Origin of the sequence: Enterobacter sp. 940_PEND (genome assembly GCF_001059415.1) — a bacterium.
Taxonomy (GTDB): Bacteria; Pseudomonadota; Gammaproteobacteria; order Enterobacterales; family Enterobacteriaceae; genus Enterobacter; species Enterobacter cloacae_M.
Genome location: NZ_JUMS01000063.1, coordinates 1 through 20289, shown reverse-complemented (window position 1 = coordinate 20289; position 20289 = coordinate 1). Strand labels below are relative to the sequence as shown.

General features: G+C 45.5%; 18 protein-coding genes and 1 pseudogene. All 19 read right to left on the bottom strand.

Features of this window, described 5'->3' with window-relative positions; translation table 11 throughout:
• Window positions 1-65 precede the first annotated feature (65 nt).
• Window positions 66-1493, bottom strand: a complete 1428-nt coding sequence (gene cpsB, locus ADJ24_RS09860; protein ID WP_023312377.1) for a mannose-1-phosphate guanyltransferase — start codon at window positions 1491-1493, stop codon at window positions 66-68.
• 8 nt (window positions 1494-1501) lie between these two features.
• A complete protein-coding gene (locus ADJ24_RS09855) occupies window positions 1502-2611 on the bottom strand; it encodes a glycosyltransferase (RefSeq protein WP_023312378.1) in 1110 nt (369 codons plus the stop codon).
• The gene (locus ADJ24_RS09850; protein ID WP_023312379.1) at window positions 2612-3667 is read right to left on the bottom strand and encodes a glycosyltransferase family 4 protein; all 1056 of its coding nucleotides are present in this window, start codon (window positions 3665-3667) and stop codon (window positions 2612-2614) included.
• Window positions 3664-4938 (bottom strand): hypothetical protein, encoded by a 1275-nt coding sequence (locus tag ADJ24_RS09845; protein ID WP_023312380.1) that lies wholly within the window; start codon window positions 4936-4938, stop codon window positions 3664-3666. Before ADJ24_RS09845 ends, ADJ24_RS09850 begins: the two co-directional genes overlap by 4 nt.
• A gap of 13 nt (window positions 4939-4951) precedes the next feature.
• Window positions 4952-5848 (bottom strand): glycosyltransferase family 2 protein, encoded by an 897-nt coding sequence (locus tag ADJ24_RS09840; RefSeq protein ID WP_023312381.1) that lies wholly within the window; start codon window positions 5846-5848, stop codon window positions 4952-4954.
• 18 nt (window positions 5849-5866) lie between these two features.
• Entirely contained in the window at window positions 5867-7324 is a 1458-nt protein-coding gene (locus ADJ24_RS09835; protein ID WP_023312382.1) for an oligosaccharide flippase family protein, read from the bottom strand.
• Window positions 7325-7326: 2 nt separating this feature from the next.
• Window positions 7327-8151, bottom strand: a complete 825-nt coding sequence (locus ADJ24_RS09830) for an NAD-dependent epimerase/dehydratase family protein (protein ID WP_023312383.1) — start codon at window positions 8149-8151, stop codon at window positions 7327-7329.
• Window positions 8144-8704: a dTDP-4-dehydrorhamnose 3,5-epimerase gene (gene rfbC, locus ADJ24_RS24120; RefSeq protein WP_023312384.1), complete on the bottom strand. Its 561-nt coding sequence runs from the start codon at window positions 8702-8704 to the stop codon at window positions 8144-8146. Before rfbC ends, ADJ24_RS09830 begins: the two co-directional genes overlap by 8 nt.
• A 26-nt stretch (window positions 8705-8730) precedes the next feature.
• Window positions 8731-9606 carry a glucose-1-phosphate thymidylyltransferase RfbA gene (gene rfbA, locus ADJ24_RS09825; RefSeq protein WP_023312385.1) on the bottom strand — a complete coding sequence of 292 codons (876 nt, stop codon included), beginning with the start codon at window positions 9604-9606 and terminating at the stop codon, window positions 8731-8733.
• Between the two features lie 32 nt (window positions 9607-9638).
• Entirely contained in the window at window positions 9639-10721 is a 1083-nt protein-coding gene (rfbB, locus tag ADJ24_RS09820) for a dTDP-glucose 4,6-dehydratase (RefSeq protein ID WP_023312386.1), read from the bottom strand.
• Between the two features lie 32 nt (window positions 10722-10753).
• A complete protein-coding gene (locus tag ADJ24_RS09815; RefSeq protein ID WP_023312387.1) occupies window positions 10754-11338 on the bottom strand; it encodes an acyltransferase in 585 nt (194 codons plus the stop codon).
• A complete protein-coding gene (locus ADJ24_RS09810) occupies window positions 11338-11931 on the bottom strand; it encodes a CatB-related O-acetyltransferase (RefSeq protein ID WP_023312388.1) in 594 nt (197 codons plus the stop codon). The genes ADJ24_RS09815 and ADJ24_RS09810 overlap by 1 nt, the downstream gene beginning before the upstream one ends.
• Window positions 11932-12250: 319 nt before the next feature.
• Entirely contained in the window at window positions 12251-13144 is an 894-nt protein-coding gene (gene galF, locus ADJ24_RS09805) for a GalU regulator GalF (protein ID WP_023312389.1), read from the bottom strand.
• 176 nt (window positions 13145-13320) lie between these two features.
• Complete coding sequence (gene wcaM, locus ADJ24_RS09800; RefSeq protein ID WP_023312390.1) at window positions 13321-14712, bottom strand: colanic acid biosynthesis protein WcaM; 1392 nt, start codon at window positions 14710-14712, stop codon at window positions 13321-13323.
• 12 nt (window positions 14713-14724) lie between these two features.
• Window positions 14725-15945 carry a colanic acid biosynthesis glycosyltransferase WcaL gene (wcaL, locus tag ADJ24_RS09795; RefSeq protein ID WP_023312391.1) on the bottom strand — a complete coding sequence of 407 codons (1221 nt, stop codon included), beginning with the start codon at window positions 15943-15945 and terminating at the stop codon, window positions 14725-14727.
• A complete protein-coding gene (wcaK, locus tag ADJ24_RS09790; RefSeq protein WP_023312392.1) occupies window positions 15942-17222 on the bottom strand; it encodes a colanic acid biosynthesis pyruvyl transferase WcaK in 1281 nt (426 codons plus the stop codon). The genes wcaL and wcaK overlap by 4 nt, the downstream gene beginning before the upstream one ends.
• A gap of 17 nt (window positions 17223-17239) precedes the next feature.
• The gene (gene wzxC, locus ADJ24_RS09785; RefSeq protein WP_023312393.1) at window positions 17240-18718 is read right to left on the bottom strand and encodes a colanic acid undecaprenyl disphosphate flippase WzxC; all 1479 of its coding nucleotides are present in this window, start codon (window positions 18716-18718) and stop codon (window positions 17240-17242) included.
• A 1-nt stretch (window position 18719) separates the two neighbouring features.
• Window positions 18720-20114 carry an undecaprenyl-phosphate glucose phosphotransferase gene (gene wcaJ, locus ADJ24_RS09780; protein ID WP_023312394.1) on the bottom strand — a complete coding sequence of 465 codons (1395 nt, stop codon included), beginning with the start codon at window positions 20112-20114 and terminating at the stop codon, window positions 18720-18722.
• Between the two features lie 46 nt (window positions 20115-20160).
• Window positions 20161-20289: pseudogene (locus ADJ24_RS24115) on the bottom strand (phosphomannomutase); the annotation flags it as partial.

Genomic DNA, 20289 nt, shown 5'->3' with positions numbered 1-20289 from the left:
AGCTTGCCGCGAATATCGTAGGCTTTAAAACAGGTTAATTTTTCCATGATAATTTTACCGTAATCTCAAACACGACCATACCTGTCAGCAAAACGTACAATATCATCTTCCCCAAGATAAGAACCTGAGCGAACCTCAATCAATTCTAAAGGGATCTTTCCAGGGTTTTCCAGACAGTGTGTTGCCCCAACAGGAATATAAATAGACTCATTTTCACCGAGAAGTTTTGTTTGCTCGTTAATAGTCACTTGTGCAGTTCCCGCGACGACAATCCAATGCTCCGCACGATGGTGATGCATCTGAAGAGAGATACCTTCGCCCGGCTTTACGGTCAATCGCTTAACCTGATAGCGGCTTCCCGTATCAATCGAGTCATATTTACCCCAGGGACGATAAACTTCACGGTGAGTATGATGTTCGTGACGGCCATCTGCTTTGATCGATTCGACAATTTTCTTCACATCCTGTACGGCGTTACGATCGGCAATCAATACAGCATCCTTGGTCTGAACAACGACCAAATCTTTCACCCCAACAGTAGTCAATAGCCCGGATTCAGAATACAGGAAGCTATTTTCGGTATTGCAGGACAATACATCACCTGTAACGACGTTACCCTCTGCTGTCTTATGGCTAATGTCCCAAAGCGAAGACCAGGATCCGACATCACTCCAGCCAGCATCCATTGGTACAACAACAGCATCTGAAGTCTGTTCCATCACAGCATAATCAATCGACTCATCAGGACAAGCCCTGAAAGCTTCCTCGTCAACGCGAATAAAGTTCAGGTCAGGATCAACAGCGCTCATTGCCTTTTCGCACGCCTCAAGAATATCCGGACGATATTTTTTCAGTTCCTCAAGATAGCGATCTGCGCGGAAGAGGAACATCCCACTGTTCCAGTAGTATTCACCGCAGGCAACATAGGCTTCTGCCGTTTCAAGATTTGGTTTCTCAACGAATTGCGCGACCTCGAATGCATCGGCATGCTCAACATCATCGCATGGAACACCTCGACGAATGTAACCATAGCCAGTCTCTGGTTTATGTGGGACTATGCCAAAGGTCACAAGCTTTCCATTTTCAGCATAAGGTAGCGCCTTCCGAACTGAATTACGAAACGCTTCTTCATCCTGTATTACGTGATCGGCGGCCAGAACCAGCATAAGCGCATTGCCCTCGTGCTGGGCACGAACAGCAGCAAGTGCAGCCAACGCAATCGCCGGAGCAGTATTACGACCAACCGGTTCGAGAATGATATTCTCAGTGAGTTTACTCATCTGGCGCAGTTGCTCGGCAACGATAAAGCGATGCTGTTCGTTACAAATAACGACGGGGCTTTCGCATTCAATGCCCTGTAATCGGTTAATCGTCGCTTGTAACATTGTCAGTTCACCTTCCAGACAGAGAAATTGCTTTGGATAGAGAACACGAGAAAGCGGCCATAAACGACTACCGGAGCCTCCGGCCATAACAACAGGAAATAATAACATGATTGCACTCACTTTAATGATGAATATAAACTCATTATATTCTTAACCATCAACTCTTTAGTAAACATAGTATCAAATCTGGCCTTCGCGCCTGTACTATACGTCTCACTGCTTTGAATAACAGTAACTATTCCTTTTGCAAGCGCTTTGGCATCATTAGGCTCAACAACGATGCCAGTCTCGTTGTGCTGATTAACCCACGCCACACCACTTCGAGGAATATTAGTCGACACAAGCGGTCTGGAAAAACTCATAGCTTCCAATTGAACTACACCAAAAGCTTCAGATTCATGAATCGATGGCAGACAAAAAACATCACATGCTTTGTAATAAGAAGCCAAATCCGAATAATTGATACTACCAAGAAGAATTACTTTATCTGACAATGCATCATTAGCAATTTTTTGCTTTAATGTATCAATTAATGGACCAGTACCACCAATAAGAACAATGTAATCATCAGGAAGATCCTTCGCAGCATCAATCAGATATTCCATACCTTTATAGTAAACAAGACGTCCCAAAGAAAAAATTATTTTTTTATTTTGATAACGCTGCTTGATACTTTTTTCAAGGTCCTCATTCAGTGGCATAACACGGGTATCAACCCCAATTGGAATACAAACAATTTTATCCTGATAAGGCTGCAAAGTTGGAGAAGACTGCCCATAAACAGGGCTAGTAACAATAATACTGGTACACTTATCTAAAATCCATTTTTGTAACGGAGCAAAAAGCATCAATAGTTTCTTTTGCTTAACAATATCGCTATGCCAATGGAGAACGATCTTCCCTTTGGGAGGGAATAAAAAGAGTGCCAACACAGCCAGTGGATTTGGAAGATGAACATGGATAACATCATAATTATTTCTTATCATTCTCCAGCGGGATATTAAGGAAAATGATAACGGTGTTGAAAAAAGTTGTGCAAATAATTTCTGACGGTAAACTTTATAACGGAGTTTATCGTCATTTTTTCTTTCTCCAATTGGATCAACACAGAGTACATCAACAGATTGGTCATTACTTTTTGCGATACCTTCACTTATATCGAATGCTACCTGTTCGATTCCACCATGTACTGGAGGGTAAAATTTACTAAACTGTAAAACCTTCATTCAAATATTCCTTTGAGAGATCACATCCATAAGTTTCGATGCAACATCACGTACGTCAAATTGTTCCAGCCTACGATATCCATTACGAATCAATACAGGACTGAGCTCATCATAATTTTCAATCAATTCACGTAACTTAGCACTAAAATCTGCTGAGTCCTCTGGATTAAAATAATATGCCGCATCACCACAAACTTCAGGGATACTTGCGCGGTCAGAAGCCATTACAGGACAACCGCGTTGCATTGCTTCCAGAGGAGGAAGTCCGAAACCTTCATATAGTGACGGATAGACAAAAATTGAAGCGTCTCTATATTTTAACTCTAAATCGTCATCTGATAGATAGCCACAGAATACAATGTTCTCATGCTTTGGAAAAGTCACTTTTGAGAAAGCAGCCCCTAACCCTCCCACCACGATGAGTTTATAATCTTCGATTTTTGAATTCAAAAAAGCATTAATAACAAATTCGATATTTTTTCTCGGCTCTAAGGTACCAACCAATAAAATCTCTTTATGCCTAGCCGCTTCATTTTCAATATGATTCTTGAGGTTAATAGATGTATCCACGGAATTTGGCAATACAGTGATCTTATCTGGATCTACCGCCAGATACTTCTCTATCTCTGATTTTGAAAAGTCACTAACCGTAAAGATGCCTCTCGCGATTCTCGACTGAATGGCATAGTTAACTTTATACACAGCACGATATAAGAAACGGAACCACTTTGGATATGCGTACAATGACATATCATGGATAGTAAAGTAACAGTTCTTGTAAAAGGCAGGTGATAACCCAGTGAAGCAGAGCAGTAACGGGCTACCGACGCTTCTTAGATAACGAGGTAACTCGATTTGTTCCCAGAAGTGGCCGTTACGATTTCCTATTTGAAGGATATTAAATTCCTTTCTCCATTTGTCATCAATGAGGTCAGTTTTCGGTGTTAAAAAACAGATATCAGGAACGTGTTTAACGAGTTCCCGACATAGTACCAATGCATATTGCTGTACACCAGTTTTACGTTGAGTCAAAAATCTCGCATTAATATAGATCATTTATTACTCGGCATTCTGTAGATGTAACACTGAAACATAAAGAAAGAATAAAAAAGGATAAATCTAAAAGGTAATGTAAAGAGCATCGAAGCAACAATATACATTAGAATGATAAAGTGATTCTTATTTGCTTTAAGTCTGGCTGACAATAAACATATACTTAAGACAAATATGAGTAAGCCCGGTAGGCCGAACGTTAAAATAATAAAACTTAAGACATCTTTAGGGGCGAAACTTTCATAGGCATTGGGATCCAATGAAGATAAATAAGATCTCATCTCATTACAGTTTACATCCAAACCAGAAAGAGCCTGACAATAGTCATGTATAAAAGGCGATAGTGTACTCTTGAAACCATATACTCCACTGCCAAGTGGATAATCACTAAGATGCCATATGCTTACAATTGGGAAACCCAAACGAGTGACATACGTCATGGTTGCAGAATTTGAAAAATGAGCTGCAATGAGTGCAAAAAGATCATAATAGATGAACGCAAGACTGACAAAAAGAACAATAAAAGATAACGGAATGAGCTGGTATGTATAATTATAAAAGCCCTTAACCTTGAAGAAATAAACTAGCCCAAGGAGCACTGGAATTATCAGGAATGAAAATTTAGCACCTGAAATATAGGTGGTAATAGCAAACAGACACGCAAGAATTAGTCTGTACTTTTGATTAGACAACATCACCATCAAGAACATTAAGCCATAAAAATAGCCATTTAAACTCGGTTCTGCAAAAGTGCCTGCAAAGCGAAAGTTTTCATCATATAACCAAGCCCCTCCTAATATTTTAACATGAAAACCAAACTTCGCCATGATGTAAAGTATCAGAGCAGCACAAAGAAATAAACTCGATATCTTGACACTAAAACTATATATATCAAAGTTACGTTCAAGTTCTTTAGCATAACTGAATATAACAAACCATAAGAGCATATTCAGTAAAAGCGCGAAGGTTTTATCATATTCAGCACCATGATAGAATGCACCAAGCGCAGCACCAATGAAAAGGATAAAGGCAAAAAAGAGTATCTTTGCAAGGTTAAGACTGCGAATCCTGAAAAGTACAAGCAATACGATTACAAGGATGATCTTCAGGCCAAAATCAGCAATACTTGAAAGGCCTTTCATCAAACCAATCTGAGAAAAGTCAACACCACTAAAAAGCGAATTTATTAATAATAGTCCAACAAGTGATTTGACAATAAAAGTTGTCGATAAATTATAGTTATTGACAAGTGTGCTACTGGAAATTTCGCTCACCTTAACCTCTTAGTTATTTATTTTTTAACATTAGTCCGTCGATAATCCCCCTAACAAAAGCCTTGTAGACATTATATGGCGTTTTGCGACAAAGTGGATAAACCAACCGGGTTACAATGGTAAAGAAAACGCTAATAATATAATAAGGAGCCTCTATGTTTTTTCTGGCAAAAAATATACGGTTCCTTGTCAAATAATATGCGCCGAATAGACTTAACCCCCCCCCAGTAGAAGTACTAACCTTATGAAACACTAGAGGTTCATTAATAATTCTAACCCGGATGCCAGCTGTGTTTGCACGATAGAGAAAATCAGTATCATCGTAATAAGCAAAGTAACGAGCATCCATCATACCTATAGTGGCAAACACCGAAGCATGCACAAGCAAAAAACATGTTGGTGCGTAATCGCACTCTTTTGGAATATTAGCGCAAACATCATCGTAGTCGGCGCCCTCAAAAAGATGAGGGGCGATAGCTTTTTTCTTATTAAAAAATGCCCCTGCGTACCAGACTTTTTTTTCTGGATAACTGAATATTACTGGTGAAACAAGTTTGTATTGTCCTTCCTCAGCAACACTCATCATTTTGCTGAGAGTATCTTCCTGTTCAAAAAGCAAGTCGTTATTTGTGAGCAATATATACTCACACCCATCTTTTAAAGCTTGTTCAATACCTTGGTTGTTGGCCTGCGCAACCCCAACATTATTTCCTTCATTATTAATATAGGTGTAATTTATATCTTTCTCTAAAAGAATTTCTTGCGTTAAGTTAAAAGAATCCTGATTTGTACTATTATCGACAATATAAAGATGCTTGTTCTGATAATTTTGTTTTTCAACACTCGAATAAAAGTCAGGCAGCACACCTGGAGAGTTGAAAAAAACAGTAACGAGTCCAACTTTTTTCACACTTTCACCATAGCAATATTAGTATTGATTTAACAAATTCTTGATGCTTTTTATTTGTTTTATTATGAATACAATAAATACAACTATAAAAGCTACCTGGATGCCATAAATAATATAATGGATAGTTACCGATTGAGTCATCACCAGACTGACCAGGCAGATGGCTATAATCACAGGTATTATCAGAAACGAGACAAATGTTAATTTTGACTTATATTCAGCTTCTGCCTGATATTTGCATGCGTAAACAGCCATGATTAATATGCCAGAAATAAACGTCGAGCAGGCAATTCCAATGGCGCCAAATATACGAACAAAGTAAATCGACAACGCAAAATTCAATATTCCTTCGAGCACTGGTAGCCAGGCAATTGACAATTGTTTACCGTAGGCGACTAACATAAGCCCGTAGGGCGCTGCAATCATTCGAATAAGATAAGCCGCAAGCAGCAAAGAAAACATAATGTGCAAGTTTGTCGCTTGCTGATACCCCAGCCAGACGCCAAGGATATGTATAGAGGCAAACCAAGCAATAAAAACACCAATAAAGACAATCATCGAGAAAAGGAAAATAAGTTTGTTGACCAGGAGTTCAACATGCTGGTTATTCCCGTGATTATGCATCCTTATCATGGGTTGAATTATAGGATTAATCATGGCTCCCAAAATCCCCACCCCAGCATTAACAAGTGTCATTAATACAGCAAAACCAGCTAGTTCCTGAAATGAGTATTTACCGACGGTAAAGGTGCCTATACCGGAAATTAAGAACTGTGCAATATTCCATACTAAGAGTCCACTGAAAAAGACAACTATGGTACGAAATAAACTTTTATCCAGTGATAACTTTGTTCTTCGAGATGTATTTTTTAATTTATATAAAATATAAAAAGCAATTTGATTAAAACTGTTTATTGCAAAATAAACCCATGCAATAACATCGAGACCATGATGAACAAGCAACAGAATCGACGTGCCCAAAATCACTTTAAAAAATATATTTATGCCAGCGGTAATATCATTGCGTTCTATACCAGTAAAATAACCAACAAAGGGTGAGAACACGTTATTAATGACAAATGAACTGCCAATTAATATAAGAATTAGTTTAGCATTAGCGTTGGTTTCTGAAACTTCAGGAAAAAATGAGAAAAAGAATTTTGCTAAAATAAATATTCCGCCCAAACATACCATGTTGAGCAGTAACGCAAAAAGCAATGACTGATGCATTGCCTTTTGAAGTTTCTGTGGGTTACTTAAATGAAGGGCGACAAAACGCCCTACCGTAACCTGAAGACCAATTCCAAAAATGCCGATTAAAACCCCGACCTGAAGAGTAAGGGACCAAATCGAAAAATCTACTTTTGAAAGATTGTGTAGTAAAACTGGAGAGATAACTATTCCAAGTATTACATTTGAGAAGCCATTTATTATATTGGATAAAGAGTTTTTAAGTAACCGCTTAAAACCACTCATATTTATCTCGCCAGTTCTTCTTTATAACTAGCTATCATAATTTTCAAATCATCAAGCACATGTTGTGGTTTATAATCCGGAATTTCATTAGTTAATTTACGTATGCTGGTAACAGGAAACTCTTCACGCGGAAAATTACCGTCATGCCAGTTAACTTTACAAGCCGTCTCTTTTTCTATGACATCAGCGATTTGTTTTGCTGTTACGTTAAATCCAGATGCGACATTGTATATTTCTTTATTGCCGTTTTGGTTTTCAGCCAACCACACACATGCTTTAGCGACATCATTGACCGAAACATAATCCTTAGCATATTCAGGTGCAACAAACATATTGATTTCACCATTATTAATGGCATGACGGATAATTGACGGTAAGAATAATGTACTATTTAGCGCTAAACCATAGACATTGCTTGGTCGAACCACAGTAACATCACGTTCGCTCTTAAGGCACAGCTCCTCAGCTACCAGTTTGGTCAGATTAAAAAGCTTCCTGTTATCATCCGCTGTTACTATCAGATCGTCAGTTTCATTTGCGCTATGATGGTTCATATAAACTCGAGTTGAGGATATATATACCATCTTTTCAAACTGTGCATCCTGCAGTAACTTTGCCAACAAGACCGTATTTGCTTCCAGCACAGAAAAATAACTTTTTGCACAATCACCATTGCCAGCACAATAAATGACTTTGCCCAACTCACCATTGAGGGAATTGCAGCTATTACGATCAGGAACAAAGACATCACGCCCTAGCTCTTTAAGCAATGTAACGATATGTGAACCAATAAAACCGTTACCCCCGATAACTGTATACTTAGCCATTTGTCCAGCCTTTAAGAATCTGTTCTTTGATACTTGCAAGTGAAGGTAAAATACAATCTTTAGCAGAAACTACAGGATTAGAAACTGGCCATTCTATACCAAGATCTGGATCGTTCCAGATAAGACCACCTTCATCAGTTGGATCATAATAATCTGTGCATTTGTACTGGAAACTAGCAGTATCACTTAATACACAGAAACCATGAGCGAAACCAGGAGGAATATAAAACTGAAGAAAATTATCTTCGGATAGAATGACTGAATGATGCTGACCAAATGTTGGTGATTCTGGGCGGAGATCAACGGCCACATCAAAAACAGAACCCTGGGTTACTGAGACTAACTTACCCTGAGGCTTTGTTTTCTGAAAATGAAGCCCGCGCAGAACATTTTTCGTCGATTTAGAACGATTATCCTGAACAAAGTCCAGACCAAATCCTACTTCCTGGTAACGTTTTTTCTGATATACTTCGAAGAAATAGCCACGTTCGTCACCAAAAACTTTAGGTTCAATAATTACAGCATCTTTTAAGGGCGTTTCAATAATTTTCATACTTTTTAGTACTTTATGTTAGATTTTCAGTCTTTAGCTAAATGCTGCAAATATTTGCCATAGTCATTTTTATTGAGCTCTTTGGCTAATTTTGCTAACTGTTTCTTATCAATGAAACCTTTGCGATAAGCAATCTCTTCCGGGCAAGAAACTTTGAGACCTTGACGTGATTCGATCGTCTGAATAAAGTTACCTGCCTCAATTAGACTCTCATGCGTTCCTGTATCAAGCCAGGCATATCCACGTCCCATAATAGCAACTGAGAGCGAATTTTTTTCCAGGTAGAGGCGGTTAATATCAGTGATCTCTAATTCACCACGCGCTGACGGTTTCAGCTGTTTAGCCATCTCAATGACGTCATTATCATAAAAATAGAGACCAGTCACAGCATAATTACTTTTTGGCTTCAGTGGTTTCTCTTCTAAAGAAAGCGCTTTGCCATTCTCATCGAAATCTACCACGCCATAACGTTCAGGGTCTTTCACATGATAGGCAAAGACTGTAGCTCCTTTTTCCTGATTCATTGCCATTTCAAGTTCTTTTGGCAAATCGTGACCATAGAAAACATTGTCTCCAAGGACTAATGCACAAGAATCGTTACCGATAAACTCTTCACCAATGATAAATGCCTGAGCAAGACCATCAGGACTTTCCTGGACTTTATATTCAATGTTCAGTCCCCATTTTTTACCGTTATCCAGTAATTGCTCAAAGCGCGGGGTATCCTGAGGTGTGCTGATGATGAGAATATCCCGAATACCCGCAAGCATCAGCGTGCTTAACGGATAATAAATCATCGGCTTATCATAGATTGGCAGCAGCTGTTTACTAACCGCCATCGTCACAGGGTAAAGGCGAGTACCTGAACCACCGGCTAAAATAATTCCTTTTCTTTTTGACATGTTCAATGCTTCTTATGACGGGGTTGAAAAGATTAGCGTTGCTCGTAATTTTTATTGATCCAGTCCTGATAGGCACCACTCATAATATTTTGGACCCAATCCTGGTTATCAAGATACCAATGAATCGTTTTCTGAATACCAGATTCAAAGGTCTCTTGAGGTTTCCAGCCGAGTTCCAGAGTGATTTTACTGGCATCGATTGCATAGCGTCGATCGTGGCCTGGGCGATCGGCAACATAAGTGATTTGTTCGCTGTACGAGGTATTCTTCGGCTTTATTTCGTCAAGAATATTGCAGATGGTCTGTACTACTTCAATATTCTTTTTCTCATTATAACCGCCGATATTGTAGGTTTCACCTACGATACCTTCCGTGATAACGGTATAGAGTGCACGGGCATGATCCTCAACGTACAACCAGTCACGGATCTGATCACCTTTGCCATAAATAGGCAACGGTTTACCTTGTAATGCATTGAGAATTACCAACGGGATTAACTTTTCTGGGAAATGGTAAGGTCCATAATTGTTTGAACAGTTAGTCACAATAGTTGGGAAATTATAAGTCCGATGCCACGCGCGTACTAAATGATCGCTTGATGCTTTAGAGGCAGAGTACGGGCTGCTTGGAGCATAGGCGGTATGCTCAGTAAACAATGGAAGACTTTTGTTATTATCCCATTCATCAGGATGAGGTAGGTCCCCATACACTTCATCGGTTGAAATATGATGGAAACGAAATCCCTGTTTCTTTTCACCTTCCAGGTTTTGCCAGTATTTTCTGGCTGCTTCAAGCAAGACGTAGGTTCCAACAATATTCGTTTCAATAAACGCAGCAGGGCCGGTGATTGAACGGTCAACGTGACTTTCTGCTGCCAGATGCATTACCGCATCAGGTTTATGAGTTGAAAAGATTGCTTCTAACGCCTGTGCATCGCAAATATCAGCATGAACAAAAGCATAACGTTCGCTATTTTCAATGTCTTTTAAAGACTGAAGGTTACCTGCATAGGTTAACTTATCAACATTCACCACATAATCAGTTGTTGATTTAATAATGTAACGCGCTAATGCCGAACCGATGAACCCGGCACCACCAGTAACTAATATTTTCATTTTTTATCTCAAATAAGTAAAAATGGATTGCATTAAAGAACACTTATCCATTCATTTCGTTCGAAACAGTATTTTTTGATTACTTTTGCAGGTACACCAGCACAAACACAATAATCAGGTATATCTTTTGTCACTACAGAGTTTGCTGCAACTACACTATTTCTACCAATGCAAGCACCAATTATAGAGACATTTTCCCCTATCCAGGCGCCTTCTTTAATAACTACATCGTCTTTAAATATAACCGGTTGCTGGCTGACTGGAATCTGAATATCTTTGTATTCATGAAGGTTATCTGATATATATACCTTATCGGCGATAAGAACATCCTTTTCGATAACTACACGACGAACACTTACAATGTGAAAAAAGCGACCAATATAAACGTCATCACCTATATTCAGAATCGGATTATGGTTGTCAATTTTTAATGCCAAGGCCCATAATCCCGGTTGAATTACTACTCTATCGCCAACCTCTATATACTTCATGCCTTGCAATATATCAGGCTTAAAAATACCACTTTTAATTCCGAATTTTTTAAATGAAATGCGAAATGTAAATGAAGAAAAAAGAATGGCTATTTTTCGTTTGACCTTGAACATCAACTCGTACATTATAATCTCTTTTTAAATTTTGAGGAAAAATCTACAAGGGTATCTACATCAAACTCCCACCAGGGACAATTTATATTTTGTCTATCCCGTATGAATTTCGCAGGAACACCACCTACAATAGTATAGGGTTGAACATCTTTGGTAACAACCGCCCCAGCCCCAATGACGGCTCCATCGCCAATAGTCACACCATCCATTACAATGGCATTTACGCCAATCCAAACATCATTGCCTATAATGATTTTCTCGGATTCAGCGATAGACTCAATCACTTTTTCATTAACTCTATGATTTTTCAATCTATATGGAAAACAGGTATTTTCAGAGTAAAATATCGGATGTGTTGAAAAAAAACCAACTGGATGTTTGCCAAGACCTATTTTAACACCTTCAGCAATAGAACAAAATTTACCAATCTGACAATTGTTTACAGAGGCTGTGCCTGCGAAATATGTATAATCACCTACTATAGAATTAGTTATATTTGCGCGACGAAATAAAACAGTGTAGCGACCGAATTGTGTAGACCGATTTTTTCTTTTATAAAAATATGATAACAATTTTATTTTAATTCTCGATAAAGCTTGCTTCATATAGTGACCTACACTTTGTAATATCAATTTAGTTTGAAAAATCAACGCTACCGCCCCTGGCTCAACAGCTACCAGTTCACTGAAACAATGGGCAAATTGTTCAAAATCTATCTTTCTTACACATTGAGTATGAAAGATTTAATCTGATATTGTGGTCCTAATTGCACATCAAAACAAGAAAAAAACCACAGTTTTACTTAATGGCGTTTCTTAGCATCAGTACGTGACCCGCTGATTTTTAAATAAAAAACGGCAGAGAGCGATGAGAATGTATCATTTGCTCTTCTGCCGCTATTGTGTTTGTCTAATAACCAAACAGCTACTCAGCTAACAGTTGCTCGATTTTCTTACGGAACTTCGCCCCTTCCTTGAGGTTACGCAGTCCATAATTCACGAACGCCTGCATATACCCCATTTTCTTACCGCAGTCATAGCTGTCGCCGGTCATCAGCATAGCGTCTACGGACTGCTTCTTCGCCAGCTCGGCAATCGCGTCGGTCAGCTGAATACGGTCCCAGGCGCCTGGCTCGGTTTTTTCCAGCTCGGCCCAGATATCCGCGTTCAGAACATAACGCCCCACCGCCATCAGGTCCGAATCCAGCGTCTGTGGCTGATCCGGTTTTTCGATGAACTCAACGATGCGGCTCACCTGCCCTTCCGTCTCCAGCGGTTCTTTAGTCTGGATCACAGAGTACTCGGAGAGATCGCCCTTCATGCGTTTCGCCAGCACCTGGCTACGACCCGTTTCATTGAAACGAGCCACCATTGCCGCCAGGTTGTAACGCAGCGGATCGGCAGATGCCGTATCAATAATGATGTCCGGCAGCACGACGATGAATGGGTTATCACCCACAACCGGACGGGCACACAGGATAGAGTGGCCCAGGCCCAGCGGCTGCGCCTGACGCACGTTCATGATGGTCACGCCAGGGGGGCAAATAGACTGCACTTCCGCCAGCAGCTGGCGCTTAACGCGCTGCTCAAGCAACGCTTCGAGTTCGTAAGAGGTGTCGAAGTGGTTTTCTACCGCATTCTTGGACGAGTGCGTAACCAGGACGATTTCTTTGATCCCTGCAGCAACAATCTCGTCGACAATGTACTGAATCATTGGCTTGTCGACGATCGGCAGCATCTCTTTAGGAATGGCTTTTGTGGCTGGCAGCATATGCATGCCCAAGCCTGCTACCGGAATGACTGCTTTCAAATTAATCATTATTTCTTCCACCTTAAAATGGTTGACGAATTATAGCTCTTAAACCTGTTTTCGCCAGCATGATTTGCCGTAATCCTCAGGTAATGTTACGCCTTAGCCCTACAAATTTCTGTAGTTGTAATCTGAATAGATCACGCTTCTTTCCCAGGAATAGTCTCAAAACAGCTAATTGTCGATTATCTGTGCGGAAGCGCAAAGTTAAGCTTTTCAACGTTCACCACCTGCTGGTCGACCCGGTCAATATCCACCGAGCTTTGCCCCTTCTCATTCACCGCTTTAATGTTCGCCAGCGACAGCAAGGTCTCATCTTTAGCCATAAATTTACCCCGAACATCCTTGCGCAGGTCGAAGTTAATCTTCAGGGCGGGACCCACAGCGGCTTCCTGCATCACATTGATGTTGCGTAAAAAAAGATGCTGCGGCTTGTTGTGCAGTTCAAGCGTAGCACGCTGCATTTCCACGTTGGTTATCGCCACAAACGATGTGGCGTTACCGGATGAAATCTGTATTCCGCGCAATTTATACGCAAGCTGTCGATTATCGAGGTGAATATTATTGAGCTTGAAATTCTGTGGGATGGACAAATAATCGCCTTTTATCACCCCATAGCCGATTAACATTCCGGCGCTGTTCACCATATCGACATTATCAATAATGAAATTATCACAGCCATAAATGGCCACCGTGGCATTGTCTATTCCCGCCTTTTTACTGAAATCGGGGGTAATATTTTTGGCTTTGATATTGCGGATAACAAAATGCTTACCGTTTTCAACGTGCACCAGCTGGCGACAGTTGCTGCCGGTGATGTTTGCCACCACGAAGTTCTTGACGGTTTGCTTCTCAGGATAGTCGTTATCGTAGGTGCTGCCGGCGAGGCCAATGCCGATGCCCCAGTTGATCTTGCCGTTGGTGCAGTTGATGTTGTCGATGACATGATCGGAGATCAGGATATTGCGATCGTTGATGGCGACGTTCCACTCGATCGCATCGCCCTGAAGATGGCTAAATTTACTGTTGGTGATGCGGGCACCGTCCACCTGGTTGTGGAACCCCTGGCGCAGGATGGCGTAGTTGGCCTGACTCACGCTGATGTTATCAATCAGCAAATTACGCATCACGCTCGGTTTCTTGCCGCCGATGTAGATCTGCGTTACCGGGCCAAAACCGCTCATGGCCAGCCCTTTGATGACGCAGTCAGAGCCGCGAACGTCGAGCGTAATGTTCTCCGTGCGACCGGCACCTTCGCCTATCACTTTGCTACCTTCCTGCAGCACAAAGCGGCCGCGCCCGTTGCCGGTTAACGCCCCGCGGATCAGCAGCGTTTTACCGTCGGGAATGAAAATGCCCGTATTGATGTTTTCGCAGGTGAGCCCGGCCGGGACCACGACGGTGTCGCCGTCATTAAACGCCTGCTTAAAGGCGGCGATCCAGTCGTTGTTATTGTACTGATTAACAGAGACCGTTCTGCCGCTTGCCGCCCGCGCGATGCGTGACGACAGCAGCGGCGTGGCCGCCAGAACGGAGAGAGAAGAGACAAAGGTGCGTCGGGTAATCTTTTTCAGCATACATCCTCGGCGTTACAGCGTTTGCAGCAGGCTCGCTAACTGGCGGTTAATCACCTGCTGGTTAAAATCGGTTTCCACTTTTTGTCGGGCGTTATGGAGCACGGGCTCCAGCGCCTGCTGGTCAATATCGCTGAAGGCAGCTAATCGGTCCGCAAGGGCCATCGCGTTATTCTCCGGCACCAGCCAGCCGGAGTGGTCAGACTGAATCAGCTCCGGGATCCCGCTGTGCAGGGTTGATACCACCGGAATACCTACGGCCATCGCCTCCATCAACGCCACCGGAATGCCTTCCATATCACCATCGGCGCCCGTTACTGAGGGCAGCAGGAACACATCTGCCTCATCGAGCATGGCCTTGACCTCGTGGCTCGGCTTGAAGCCGGGCATCTCTACGACATCTTCCAGCTGATACTGTTCAATAAGCGTGCGCAGACGACGCTCCCACGGCCCAATGCCGAGAATGCGATAGTGGAAATCCACCCCGCGCGCTTTCAGCTGGCGGCAGGCTTCAATGGCCACATGGAGGCCTTTCTTCTCGGTCAGGCGAGCAACGGAGATGATCTGCAGCGGTTTTCCCGGCACCTTGACAGGACGGCGTGTGAAGCGCGTTAAATCCACGCCCATACGCGAAACGGCAATTTTCTCTCCCGGGCAGCCCATGTTTTTCAGGCGTCCGGCCCACAGGTCGCTGATAGGCAGCATCATGTCGCCGCGCCTGAACAGCTGCTGATACTCCGGCGTGTAGTGGTTCAGCACTTCGCGGCTGGAGATATCGATACCGTGGAAGATGGTCGCAATTTTGCCGTCAATCACGCCCAGCTCGCGCAGCTTCGCGGCGGTGACGCCCGCCGGGCCAAAGTGGGCGATAAACACGTCGGCACGATACGGCTGCGCGGTTTGCCCGCAGATGGCCGACAGGATCAGATTGCGGGATTCCGCCCCATAGCGGGAAAAATTCAGCGCCCGCCACGTCGACGCGCGGTGGATCCCGCGTAAGGTCTGGCTGGCCCGGTGGCGCAGCTTGCTCAGCTTTCCGGACGGCTCATCCTGAAGCCAGCGGGTTTTCGCCTCCAGCCCATACTGGATATACGCCGCATGGGTATTTTTGGTATCGCCCTTTTGCAGGGCGATAATCTCCACGTCATATCCCATATCGATAAACGCGGTGATTTGGTTCAGGACAAACGTTTCAGACGACAGCGGAAATTTCAGTAAGAAGAAACCAACCTTCATTTCCCCTCCCGCACGCGGTCAAGTACCGATTTCACCATCCCAATGCCCTTCTCGCGCTCGGCTTTCACCGCCACGGCCAGGCGTTCATTGATGGCGGGCAGTTGACCCAGGGTGTCCCCTACCATCGCACCCAGCGAACCATCCAGCAGATGGCGGATATCCACGGCCATTTCCGGCATACCGAGCTGCTGCATGATGCCTGCTGATTTGTGCTCATAGTTGATGGCAATGGCCGGCGTGCCAAAGTTCATGGAGATAATGGCGGAGTGCAGCCGCGTGCCGACGGTCAGGTCGCAGGCGGAGAGAAGCTTGCCCATCTCCAGGTCGTTTAGTTCGTCCATCACCACGTGATAGCGCGACGGATCGTTAACCAGATTGCGCAGGTTCAGCGCCACCATGCGGTCGTCTTTGTTATAGCTGTCGATGCCGGTGCAGGTGGAGAGCGCCAGCACCTGGTACCCGCTGTCCAGCACGCGGTTCACCACGTCGGCGAAGGCTTTCTCATACGCCGCCTGCGTCGTACCTAAACGCTTATCGAAGGGCGCCAGCTCGCGCAGGGTAATCGCGACGGTTTTCTGTTTCGCCGCCACGTCGAGCCAGTGCTGCACCGCGTAGCTCGGCTGGAAGCTGTCGTCCTGATGATCCACCAGCCACGCGGTGTCCACGCCGTGCTCAACTTTTGAGGTGTCAATTTCGCTGCGCTTCATCATGCCGAGGCTGACCGACTCGCGTAGGATCAGCGCGTCGCAGTGACCGAAGACGTAGTTTGCGAGCTGGTTAAACTGCGGATCCTGGAATGGCCCGACGCTGTGGCCAATCATAAACAGCGGCTTTTTCGCCATAAAGGTACAGAGCGCATGCTCAAACTGCGGCACGCCGTAGAGATCGACGAAGAACGATCCGCCGACCTGAATAATGGCGTCGTAGCCGGACAGCAGACGCACAAAATCGGTAAAGCCCTGCGCGATCGCGATGTTGCGCAGCTTGCCGGTATCGGTCACGCGGGAAAGCAGCACCTGGTGTTGGTAGCGACGACGCAGCACTTTCTTCACGCGGCCCATCACGCCCGCGGCGTTGTTATGCTGTTTCATCTGGCTGTAAAGCGGGTCACCCATCACCGGGCGGTTCAGTAACCAGGATGAGCTGACCGGATAACGGCTCATCACGTCCACTTCGGTCTCAGGCTTAAGGGTGTTAATTGCATCCAGTAAACCGCGCAGGATGGCGCTGTCGCCACGGTTGCCGCAGGTATGGTTGCCAAGAATTAATAATTTCATAATGGCCTCTTAAATAACTAGCCTGCGCGAAGCAGCGTTTTCATTTTTTCGTTACGGCAAAACTGGCGCTTCATCTCCACCACCAGCGCATTGCGTGACAGCACAATCATCACGCCAAATGCCAGCGCCCCCGCAGCAACCTGCACCGCCAGCAGCGCGGCCAGCGGCAGGTGACCGCTGAGAATAATGCCCAGGCCGTAGCTCACCGCCAGAGTCGGCAAGGAGAGATAGAACGGCAGCCACAGGCTCAGGATGTACTGACGGTAGCTGGAGCCCAGCACCGGCTTGATCATGATGAAGTAGCTCAGAACGGTATTGACTACCTGCACCAGCAGGAAGCCCAGCGTGACGCCGATGGCGCCCGCCATATGCCCGCCGACGATAATTGCCGGAATAAACAGGAAGGTTTTGAACACGTTGAACTTAAAGCTAATATCGACGCGCGCTTTTGCCATCAGCAGGGAACCAATCGGATTCCCCACGGAGCGCAGGAGCCCCACCACGCACAGCAGCTGCAGGATCGGGATGATGCCGTTCCACTTCTCGCCAAACACCAGCGGCACGAAGTTGCTGGAAACCACCATCAGCCCCAGCAGCACCGGGAAGTTAATGATCCCCACCACGGAAAGCAGCTTGTAGAAGTTAACGCGCAGCTTCTCGGTGTCGTCCTGGATCTTGGCGAAGGCCGGGAACAGGACGCGGGTGATGATCGGGTTCAGCTTCATCGGCGGCACCACCGCGACGTTGTAGGCCAGGTTGTAGCCCCCCGCCACGCTCGCGCCAAGAATACGCGCCAGCACCAGCGTCGACAGGTTGGTATTCACATAGTTGATAATGCTGTCCGCCGTCAGCCACGCGCCAAAGCGCAGGTTGGACGAGACGGATGCAAGAGAGAAATGCAGCCCGGGACGGTAAATCTTGCGGCCAAAGTAGCCGAACAGCAGCGTACGCACGGCAGAGTTAACCAGGTATCCGAGGATGGCGGTCATCGCCAGCGGCCAGAAATGGGCGCTCACCACGGTAAAGGTAAAGCCCGCCAGCACCGCGCTGGTCTCGATCATGCCGATCTTGTTGAACTCCAGCTCTTTCTGCATCAGCGCGCGGAACTGCTGCCCGTGCGGGATCACCACGAAAGCAAACGACAGCGTGCGCATCAGCGGAGCCAGATCCGGGTTGTGCAGCACGCTGGCGATGGTATCGCTCAGCAGGAACACCAGCACGAACACGAAAATCCCCAGCCCCACGTTCAGCCAGTAGAGCGTGGTCAGCTCCAGATGGCTGATCTCTTTGCGCTGGATAATCGAATTGGCGATACCAAAATCAGACAGCGTATCGGCCAGCGCGATAATCACCAGCGAGACGGTCAAAAGGCCGAACTGGTGATTATCAATAATGCGCGCCAGCACGGTCATCTGCACCAGACCGAGGCCAATGATGACGATGGTCGCCATCGCTGACCACTTCGCCCCGCTGATGGTTTTTTCACGTAAGCTCATCTTAGTACGCCGCTTTGTTCACGAAACCTTTGAAGATGGTCAGAAAAACAATCTTGATATCGAACCAGATACTCCATTCACGGATGTACTCCAGATCGAATTCGATACGTTTTTCCATTTTTTCCAGCGTGTCGGTTTCGCCGCGCCAGCCGTTGATCTGCGCCCAGCCGGTAATGCCCGGCTTCACCTTATGGCGCAGCATGTAGCCTTCAATCAGCGAGCGATACTGCTCGTTGTGCGCCACCGCGTGCGGACGCGGGCCAACAATCGACATCCCACCGGTGAAGACGTTGATAAACTGCGGGAGCTCGTCCAGAGAGGTGCGGCGCAGGAAGTTCCCCACGCGGGTGACGCGCGGATCGTTCTGCGTCGCCTGAGTCACCACCTTGTCGTTTTCCATCACCTTCATGGAGCGGAATTTCCACACCATAATCGGCTTACCGTCCATACCGTAGCGGGTCTGGCGGAAGATAACCGGGCCGGGAGAGCTCAGCTTCACCGCGAGGGCAATGCAGCACAGCACCGGGGAGATGAGCAGTAAAATCAGCGAAGAGAGCACTATATCTTCCGCGCGCTTCAGCACGCGGTTAATGCCCGACAGCGGGGTGTCGTACAGCGGTACCACCGGCACGCCGTTCACTTCTTCAATGCGTGAATGGAGGATGTTAAAGGTAAAGACGTCCGGGATCAGGATCACCGAACAGGTGGTGTCCGCCAGCTCGCGCATCAACTGCTTGATGCGGGATTCGTCTTTCATCTGCATGGCGATGTAGACGTTGTGAATTTTGCCGGCTTTCGCGTCTTCAATAAGCTGTTCGTAATTGCCCGCCCAGTCCGAGGGCACGCCGCCCGGCTTCGCGTCGTGGTAAATCCCCACCACTTCAAACCCTAACCACGGCTCTTTGCGGAAGCTGTCGAGTAGGACCTTACCAACCGGCAGATCGCCCGCTACGGCAACGAAGCGACGGTTATAGCCCCGGTTGCGCAGCCAGCCCGCCCCAAAGCGGATCAGGGAACGGCACACCACCATGCCGACGCTGGTTAACAGATACCAGCTCAGATAGGTCACGAGGCGATTATCAAAATCATGGCTAAACGCCACCAGGCCCGCGCTGAAGATCAGGCTCAGGGTCCAGTTCTGCAGCAGCAGCATCAGTTCGGTGGTCATTTTCACGCCGCGCCACGAGCGGTAGAAATCGGTCATCCCGCCGATCATCTGAAACACGACCAGCGCAATGAGTGCCATCAGCAGATGCATATATAAGAACGGCAGCCCGCCGATCCGACACACCGCCCATAACCCACCGACCATGATGGTGATATCAGAAAAACGCTGCACCATAGAGATTAACGATGCATTCGTTCTCGCTCGTTCGCGTTTTTTTAGATTCGTCATCGTTGTTCCTGTATTCGGTTCCCCCTCCCGCCGGGAGGGGCAATTGTTACTGATTCAACAGCGCCAGAATGTCCTTCGTTCGGGCTTCCATCAGCGCCGTGTCAGCACGGGACTCCACGTTCAGGCGCACCACCGGCTCGGTATTGGACGAGCGCAGGTTGAAGCGCCACTGCGG